The organism is Gammaproteobacteria bacterium, from assembly GCA_013696315.1.
In the GTDB taxonomy this organism is placed as follows: domain Bacteria; phylum Pseudomonadota; class Gammaproteobacteria; order JACCYU01; family JACCYU01; genus JACCYU01.
Genome location: JACCYU010000036.1, coordinates 1 through 8,079, shown reverse-complemented (window position 1 = coordinate 8,079; position 8,079 = coordinate 1). Strand labels below are relative to the sequence as shown.

9 protein-coding genes and 3 pseudogenes are annotated in these 8,079 nt (G+C 59.8%); 3 read left to right on the top strand and 9 right to left on the bottom strand.

Annotated elements, in window-relative coordinates:
* Positions 1-132: 132 nt before the first annotated feature.
* The 6 genes and pseudogenes from H0V34_02180 to H0V34_02155 all read right to left on the bottom strand — a co-directional run bounded on the left by H0V34_02180 (position 133) and on the right by H0V34_02155 (position 3,210).
* A complete protein-coding gene (locus H0V34_02180) occupies positions 133-474 on the bottom strand; it encodes a HEPN domain-containing protein (GenBank protein ID MBA2490542.1) in 342 nt (113 codons plus the stop codon).
* A 56-nt stretch (positions 475-530) separates the two neighbouring features.
* Positions 531-1,299: pseudogene (locus H0V34_02175) on the bottom strand (intradiol ring-cleavage dioxygenase).
* A 17-nt stretch (positions 1,300-1,316) separates the two neighbouring features.
* Positions 1,317-1,763, bottom strand: coding sequence for a DUF1232 domain-containing protein (locus H0V34_02170; GenBank protein ID MBA2490541.1), 447 nt, complete (start codon positions 1,761-1,763; stop codon positions 1,317-1,319).
* 82 nt (positions 1,764-1,845) lie between these two features.
* Positions 1,846-2,406 carry a DUF192 domain-containing protein gene (locus H0V34_02165; GenBank protein MBA2490540.1) on the bottom strand — a complete coding sequence of 187 codons (561 nt, stop codon included), beginning with the start codon at positions 2,404-2,406 and terminating at the stop codon, positions 1,846-1,848.
* A gap of 2 nt (positions 2,407-2,408) precedes the next feature.
* Positions 2,409-2,780, bottom strand: a complete 372-nt coding sequence (locus H0V34_02160; GenBank protein ID MBA2490539.1) for a cupin domain-containing protein — start codon at positions 2,778-2,780, stop codon at positions 2,409-2,411.
* A pseudogene (locus tag H0V34_02155) lies at positions 2,773-3,210 on the bottom strand (hemerythrin domain-containing protein). Before H0V34_02155 ends, H0V34_02160 begins: the two are co-directional and overlap by 8 nt.
* 307 nt (positions 3,211-3,517) lie before the next feature.
* Here H0V34_02155 and H0V34_02150 point away from each other — a divergent pair.
* Positions 3,518-4,045, top strand: a complete 528-nt coding sequence (locus H0V34_02150) for a carboxymuconolactone decarboxylase family protein (GenBank protein MBA2490538.1) — start codon at positions 3,518-3,520, stop codon at positions 4,043-4,045.
* Between the two features lie 33 nt (positions 4,046-4,078).
* Here the strand turns inward: H0V34_02150 and H0V34_02145 are convergent, their stop codons facing one another.
* From H0V34_02145 to H0V34_02135, 3 genes and pseudogenes are all read right to left on the bottom strand, one after another.
* Entirely contained in the window at positions 4,079-4,672 is a 594-nt protein-coding gene (locus tag H0V34_02145; GenBank protein ID MBA2490537.1) for a hypothetical protein, read from the bottom strand.
* 29 nt (positions 4,673-4,701) lie between these two features.
* A complete protein-coding gene (locus tag H0V34_02140; GenBank protein MBA2490536.1) occupies positions 4,702-5,334 on the bottom strand; it encodes a DUF3833 family protein in 633 nt (210 codons plus the stop codon).
* Positions 5,331-6,571 (bottom strand): annotated as a pseudogene (locus H0V34_02135) (glycosyltransferase family 1 protein). Before H0V34_02135 ends, H0V34_02140 begins: the two are co-directional and overlap by 4 nt.
* Before the next feature lie 170 nt (positions 6,572-6,741).
* On the opposite strand from H0V34_02135, the gene H0V34_02130 reads away from it, so the two are divergent.
* Both H0V34_02130 and H0V34_02125 read left to right on the top strand, forming a co-directional pair.
* Positions 6,742-7,338, top strand: coding sequence for a nitroreductase family protein (locus H0V34_02130; GenBank protein MBA2490535.1), 597 nt, complete (start codon positions 6,742-6,744; stop codon positions 7,336-7,338).
* A gap of 214 nt (positions 7,339-7,552) precedes the next feature.
* Entirely contained in the window at positions 7,553-7,861 is a 309-nt protein-coding gene (locus tag H0V34_02125) for a hypothetical protein (protein MBA2490534.1), read from the top strand.
* The last annotated feature ends 218 nt before the right edge of the window (positions 7,862-8,079 follow it).

Sequence of the window (8,079 nt, the reverse complement as noted above, 5' to 3'; positions counted from 1 at the left end):
GCACCCATGACCTACTGAATGCTTGCTCAAGCAGGCCTGCACACCGAAATGATGATCACCCTGATCTTGCCGCACTAAATCCACTCGCTTGCGTCTCTTGTTCAGAGGTTCCCTAGAAAGGTGTCCGTCACATCAGGGCAGGATCACAGCAACAAGGATGCGGTCGAACTTGCCAAGGTTCGACTCGAAGTCAACCAAAGAATCTAACTCTTTCGAGCAACGTTTGATCTCGTCGCGATCTGCCACCTCGATCTTGTTAAACAGCTCCATCAAGGGATGAAGTTTGCTTGTGGCGGAGTTGCCTTTTCCGTCTCTTACTGCGAGAAACGACTTTAGGAATATCTCGAGGGCCAGGGCCGCTAAAATGACGCTTGACTGAAATCTATTATAGTCGAGGAGGATCTCTGCGGCTTCTAAGTATTCTCTACCGAGAAGCCATACCTGTGTATTGGGTACAGACTGAGGAATCATCATGGTCTAACGCTCTTTAGCTTACATTGCGAGTGGTATTCCCAAGATGGACGCCCTTTCTACGCCATCCGCAACCCAATATCGAACATACCCGCGTAGCCCTGCGCCTGCTCTGTAACCGCGAGCATCAAGTCTTTGCCGCCTTCCTGATAGATCCAGTCCTGTGCATTCCTGACTTCTCGCCGCGGCCGTCCGGGGTACGCGCCGCGCGCGAAAACGCGGTCGCTCAGGGCATCGTCGAAATAGAGCTGCGACGTGTACTCGTAACCCGACTCGTCCCCGGTGCGGATCTTGAAATGAACGTGCACCGTGCGGCCCTGATACCAGCCGGGTTAGATGGTGACGAACCGTACGACGCCCTTGATTGTCGGTCTCCTGAAAACCGCGCAGGAACTGCTGGCCGCGCGTGTCGAACAAGCCGTTGATATCTTCGAAGCCGGAATAAACGCCGCGCGCGTCGCACTGCCAGATATCGACGATCGCGCCGGTGAGCGCCATGCAGGTGCGGCCGTCGATGCGCGAGACCCGCAGGGTCAGATCCAGCCGTGCGCCGTCTTTGACCGTGCCGTTCGAAGGATCCGTGCGGATGTCAGCGCGGCGGAGTTTTTTGTCGATGAAATACGGCCCTTCCATCTGCTCGGGGCGCACGACGCAGGCCGGTGTCGAATCGGGTTTCGCGGTAGCCGGCGAACGCTTTGGTTCGCCCTTCGCCTGCCTGTTTGGATGGCCGGCGCCGACCAATATGGCGGTGGCGCCCATAAGCTTGAGCAGTTTGCGACGATGAAAAGGATGCCGCATTGTGGGTTTATTTGTCGGATATCGCTTCATTTATCAGCCTTCGATGATTAATCAGATCGTAGCCAGTAAGCCGTCACCCAGAGCATAGCAAGCCACAACAGGATAATCAGTGCCGCCGCCGGATAGCTGACGGGTTTGCCGGCGGCATGCGCGGCGCGCAGGCGCGCGGATGCCAGGATTGCCGCCGGCGTCACGCGTACCACCAGCGCAAGGCCGAGCGGAATCAATACGAGATCGTCGAGCAGGCCGAGCACGGGAATGAAATCCGGAATCAGGTCGATGGGGCTGAACGCATACGCCGCGATCAACACGGCCAGCGCACGGACGAGCGCCGGCGTGCGGTGATCGCGTGCGATGAAATAGACGGTGAGCGCGTATGATTTGAGCCGGTTGGCGTGCTTGCGCCATGACGAGGGAACGTTCAGCGCGGTGATTCTCAATGCCGGCCCGCGAAAGCGCTTAATGCCGCTCGCAGCGCATTGCCGCGGCGCCATCTGGATTTGTCCCGCAGCCTGCCCGGAGCCCGCACCGAAGGGGTGGAAATGACAATGCCCGCGGGCCAAACAATGCGCTTGATCAGCGCATCCCTGACGTGCCGATCCCGATTACCTGGTCGCCGACCTCGATGTCGTGGCGCGCGAAAAAGCCCTTGTTGACTTCCAGCGCGCTCGAATAATTGACTCCCGCGAGATACGGCCTGCAGGCGCTCGGCAGTTCGCTGAAGCAGGGTGACATCGTCTGTATGGATGCGATACGACCCCCGGGTTGAATGAATGCAATATCCAGCGGGATGCGGGTGTGGTACATCCAGAAACCGCTTTGCGGCGGCTGCGTCGCCGGGTACAGAAACAGCATGCCCGCATCCCGCGCCAGGTGTGCGCGCCCCATCAACCCGGTCATGCGCTGATCGGCAGTGGCGGCAATTTCAACGGTTACAGGGATGACTTCATCTTTGGTCCGAATTTCGATGCCGGCTGATGCGAACGCCGACGTACGGGCTGCGCTCACCGCCGTAATTGGGTGCAGCTCGAAGCCGACGCCCATTGACAATGCCAGCCCGAAAAACATGCAGGCGACGCCCGCGCGCTGAGCGGGTGTTGCGCACCTTGAATCGAGGAATGAGTATTGGCGGCGCATCGCTACTCCAGGGATCGGTAATTGCGCCATTCGAAGCGCGGCGTGCAGACACACAGAAACACCAGATCAGAGTCGCCGGTGTTTACGATAGCCTGACCGACGCAGGCAGGAATCCGCAACGTATCGCCCGGACCCACGTTCCGCGCCGGGGCCTCATCGATCAGCATGCGTCCCGCGCCTTGCAGGATCACGTAACGTTCCTCGGTGCCGATTACGCAATGGCGTTTGGTGGTGACGCCGGCCTCTACGCGGGCGCGCGCCACCGACACGTCCGGATCGTCGGGAGTATTGAGAAGCTCCAGAATCAGGCAGCGCTCGTCGGTACGATACTCGCTTTCCGCGGGCGCGGTTGCCAACACACCGGCGCTAGTCATGCCCGTCCATCTGCCGTCGATAGTCTTTCGCCAGTATGCTCTTTTGATTGTCGGATAGCGCGCCTTGCCCGCCATCTGGAATACCTCTTGCTCTTCCTCGTCCAGATGATGTGTGACTTGACTCCTGTAACTGTTTAGCTACCGCAAGCCATTGCGGCGACCTCAGCTCGATGTCCTCCAGCTTTCCGATCAGTTCGTCGATATCGTGATGTTCCGCCACGCTGTGACCCGCCCGGTCCTGCGCGAGGTCGTGCGGCATCAGCGGCGCATAGAAAAAGCGTTCCTCCGCCGCCGCGTGATCCTTAAGCTCGTGCCTGAGATCCGTGAACAGCGCTTCGCGCTCGTCGCTGGCGCCGTGCGTAGCTACGAGCTCGCCCGCCAGGGTGCGCTGCTTGTCTTGATCCTGGCGTAACGCCTCAAAGATGTTCAATGAATGTCCTCTTGAGATGCGTTGATTAGTGCGTCCTCGCCTGTAGGTTGCGGACAAGCCCGCGTGTACCAGCTCGCGTAAGGGGCTGTTTTTCGCAAGTCTGCGATTGTAGTCCGGCGCACCGTCGCTCCACCAGACCGGCCCGCGTTCGCCCAGGGCCACTTCCGTTGCATGAACCCGTTTGCGTGGGCTGTGTCCGTGCAATCGAGCCGTGCGCGGTACTACACTGTAAACGTCGCGCGGAGGTTAAATCAATTTTCCGGCCAATGTGCCGGCCGTACTGTTTCCTTCGATTAGAGGATCCATCATGGAATTTATCAATATCATCAAGCAGGCGATGCCGGATTACGCCGGGGATATCCGGCTCAATCTCGACGGCGTCGTCGCGCGCTCTTCGCTGGAAGGTAACGATGCGGCCGGTGTGTCGCTCGCGGCGGCGTTCGCGGCGCGTTCGAAAACCATCGTCGATGCCATCCGCGACACCGACGCGCTGGCGCCCGAAGAGTTGAACGCGGCGCTTAGCGCGGCGGCGCTGATGGGCATGAACAACATCTGGTATCCCTATGTGGAGATGGCCGAAGACAAGGATTTATCCAGCCAGCCTCCGCAGTTGCGCATGAACGCGTACATGACCAGCGGCGGCGTGGACAGGCGCCGCTTCGAAATGTACGCGCTCGCCGCCAGCATCGTCGGCAAGTGCCATTTCTGCGTGAAATCGCACTACGAACTGCTTCGAAAGGAAGGCATGAGCGCCCAGCAATTGCGTGATGTGGGACGTATTGTCGCGGTGATCAACGCGGCGGCACAGGTGCTGAATGCCGAGAGCCCCGGGTAATTCTAGACTTGTTCACGCGCTTCGTATAGTCTATCAGGAAACGCGCGTATACGGCTGGAAAGTATAGTATTTCGGCCGCGCATCGAGCCGGATGTGCAGCCAGTAGACACCCAGCCCGGACGTGCTGACCCATAGCGGTTTGTCGCATATTCTTCGCTCGATTGCGCTCGCGAGCTTGACGAACAGTTCATGGCGCTGCGCTTTGGGCGCGTCTCGCATGAATGAGGCCAGATGCGGATATACGCTCGCAGGTCCCGTAGGGCAGGGCGCCACGAGCAACGCGTCGCCGCCGAGATTCTCGAACGTGACTACGCATTCGTCGTGTGGCGCGGCACTGAAAGCCGCCGCGAACGCGTCCGTATCCGGCGTCGCCGTTGCTAACGCCGGACTATTGGCGAGCACAAACTCGTAAGGCCGATCGATTGAGGCGCGCGTAATTGGCGGCGCTTCCCAGAACATCGCGTCGAACGGCGCGTCGGCCAGCAGCGAGATGTAGAACGTGCGGAACTTACGATCATTCTTCCAGCCCGCGATGACCTGCGCATAACTCATTGGCGACGCATCGCGCGCAATGCTGATGCGGCGAACCCGCCCGTCTTTCAGGGTCTCAGCGTTTGCTTGCCACATGCTTGCAGAGCCGCTCGCGCCCGGCTGCCTCATCGACGGACACCGGCGGCGATCGCCCCGCGACGCAGCGAAATAGCCGGCACCGGCCGCGCGCCGCGGCGAAAATACTCGGTTACTTCCGCGACGATGAACCCGAGTTTACTGACAGTGACGCGATTCAGCATCGTCACGCCCCCGTCCAGCAGATACATCCAGTGCTTGAGGCGGACGTTCGACAGCGGATTATTCGCGTTCAGTCTTAACGTATATTCCCAGCGGAACGCGTTGCCGTGCGCCTCGCCTGTGGCGACGCCCACAACATCGTTCGCCGTGGCCTCGTAGTGATGCGCATCGATGCGCCGCAGCCGCCAGGTCCGCCGCTGCGTACGGCCGTCCTCGAAGTAGAAACGTTGATCGATGAGCAGCGCACCACGGTCGCGCCGCCCATGCGTCTCGGTGCGGAAACGGCTGGCGGGATTAGCGGATCGGTCTTCGATCACGCCCCAAGAGTGCGTAGACCCTGAAAAGAATTTCTCCGGGTGGAATCGAGGGGTCGCATTGGCGAAGTCCCGCGGCTTCATGCCGCCGCAGCTGACCAGCAGCAGACACAGTCCGATCGGGATAATCCGGGCCAGGTTCGGAAAAGCCGGATTTCTCGCGTTGGCTCGAAATGACATATTCATCGGAAGTCGGATTCGCCGTGTGCGTACACGCCAGGGATCGCTGGTTCTCGTAAACATCGCTCGATGGCATCTACAGCGGTGACCGCCCCATTTTCATGTTGCAGTTCGCGCGCGATCCCGGCAGCACGCGTTTCGTAGAGCCGTTCGGCGAGTAAGCGCTTGAGTTCGCGGGCAGCACGGCGGGCCGTGTATTTTTTTCGCGAGAGCGTACGGGATGTCCCAAGCCGCAAAGCGTTGTCGGGCTGATCGAACGCGTAAGGCATCACCAGGGTCGGGCGGCCGGCGCGCAAGCCTTGAGCAACCGTGCCGATGCCGCCCTGATGCACGATCGCCGCTGCCAACGGAAAGAGATCGGAATACGGCGCGTAGTTTACCGGAAATATGTCATGCGGCAGGTCGGCCGGAGGCGGATTATCACCCATTACGAGCACGGCTCGGCGTTTCAATATCGCGGCCGCCCGCGCGCTGGTCTCGAAAAACGCGCCGGGTGTGTGAACCGCGGCGGAGCCCAGGGTAAACACAATAGGTGGGTCGCCTGCGTCGAGGAAGGCGCGCAGTCGGACGAGAGTTGCGCGCCTTCTCGTTTGCCATCGTAAAACGTGAAGCCTGTAATGACCGGGTTCGCAGGCCAGTCGCGTTGCGGCCTTGCAAGCACAGGCGAGAACCCGGCGAGGTTCAGATGCGGCGAAAACTTGCCTTCGAAGATAGGATTCCCGGCCGGCGAGAGGCCCAGCGCGCGACGCAGCGCGTGAACCGGTGCGCCCCAGTCGCGCGTCACGAACCTTACCAGATCGAGAGGCCAGCGGTTTACCGCAGGCCCCAGCGCGTGCAGCTTCGCTAGCGACGGATAAGGCGCCAGCACCGGCGGATCGTATGCGGAGAGAAACGACAGCGGCGCGGTTAAATACGCCGCCCAAGGCAGCTTTGTGCGTTCCGCCACCACGGGCGCGGCGTACACGATCTCGCCCGCGAGCATGAAGTCCGCGCCGCATGCGGCGGCAAGCAGATCATCGAAGCTGTCTCTAAGCGCAGGCATGAGAATTCCGCGTATCAGACGCTCCGGCCCTCGCCGGGGATCGAGCACGGCAGCCACGGTGGCTCTGTCGTCAGGCGGGATGTGCGGCCGCATGGGGCGAAACTCGAAACTCAGCGACTCGATTTTCTCGCGGTAAAGTTCGGTCACCGCGAATACTACGCGATGGCCGCGCCCCCGCAGCTCAAGCCCGACTGCGATCATCGGGTGCAGATCGCCCAGCGACCCGATGGTGGTCAGAAGAATGCGGTAACGCTTCGCCACCATGACAGTTTACCGTGTTCGCGCCGCTATCAATGACACAGGAGACACGCCTTCACCTCGACGCCGCGAGCCGTTAGGCTATAGGCAGATTCTCAATAGGAGTTTTCAAGATGTCGCGGTTACTCAGGGGCAGCGAAGTGCGCCGCGCCGATCATCTGATCGACAAACTTTTCACTGACCGCTGGTCGCCGCGCGCCATGACCGGCGAGGCGATCAATCGACAAGAACTCATGGTGCTGTTCGAGGCCGCGCGCTGGGCGCCGTCTTCGTACAACGAGCAGCCGTGGCGCATTCTCTACGCGTGCCGCGACACCGAGCAGTGGCCACTATTCTTCGATCTGCTGGTCGAGGGCAATCAGAAATGGGCGCGCGACGCCGCCGCGCTGGTACTGTTCATCTCCAAAAAAACCTCGACACGAACCGGCAAGCCGGCCAAGACACACTCATTCGACACCGGCGCCGCATGGGAAAATCTGGCCTTGCAGGGCGTGCTCAAAGGCTACGTGGTGCACGGCATGCAGGGCTTCAACTACGAACGCGCCAGAATCGCGCTGAACATCCCGGACGACTTTCAGGTGGAAGCGATGATCGCTGTCGGCAAGCCGCAGGATCGCAACCAGATGTCCGATGAAACGCGTGAGCGCGAGACACCTAACAGCCGGCGGAGCCTGGACGAAATAGTTTGCGAGGGCGGATTCTGTTTTTGATTGACTTGGGGAACCGGAATGTAGCAAAACCTCGCCTGACCGACGTGAGCATGGTTTGCTGCCCATATGACGTTGGGCTAGAGAACAGATGGAGCAGCGATGGATAGTATAGCACTATCAGGGGGATACGAACCTAACGAGCTGCTGCTGTTCTTCGAAGAAATTGTCAGGCTGCGTCGCTTAGCATAGAGGGGTCAACCTCGGGAGAAATGTCATGCTGTCTTTGCCGGAACAGGCACTGCTCACTGAGGCCTGTAGATCGCTACCAGTACGCAAAAGCTTTGAAGTAACCAACAACTATGTCCTAAACATGCTAAGTATGGCCCTCGATTTTCAGTTGCGGCAGAGAACCGTAGATGCAGCGTTCGCGCACTTCAAGCAAAATCACCGATACCGCAGCCATCGTCGGCTTCGCGATCTTGCGGAGAGCTTTGACAACACGAAGAAGGGCAACCTTGGGCTGGCGAGAACGCTATGGAACAACAATATGTGGACGCGCGCCCAGTTCCTTCGGTGCTTCTGAAGCGGTTCGAGGAGCGAGGTGTGCGTGGCTTCGCCTCGCTGTCTAAATGGGTTGAGCGCGCGGAGTTCGACTCCGATGTTCGCGGGCAGTTTACTGAACCTTGAATAATGGGTGAACTTTTTGTGGTGTGCATTGGTCCGATCCTTTAGGCGCAACACGAGAGGGGTCGATGAACAAGGTTACCAAGCAGCAAGCACTGGAGCGCCGCCGCCTGCAGG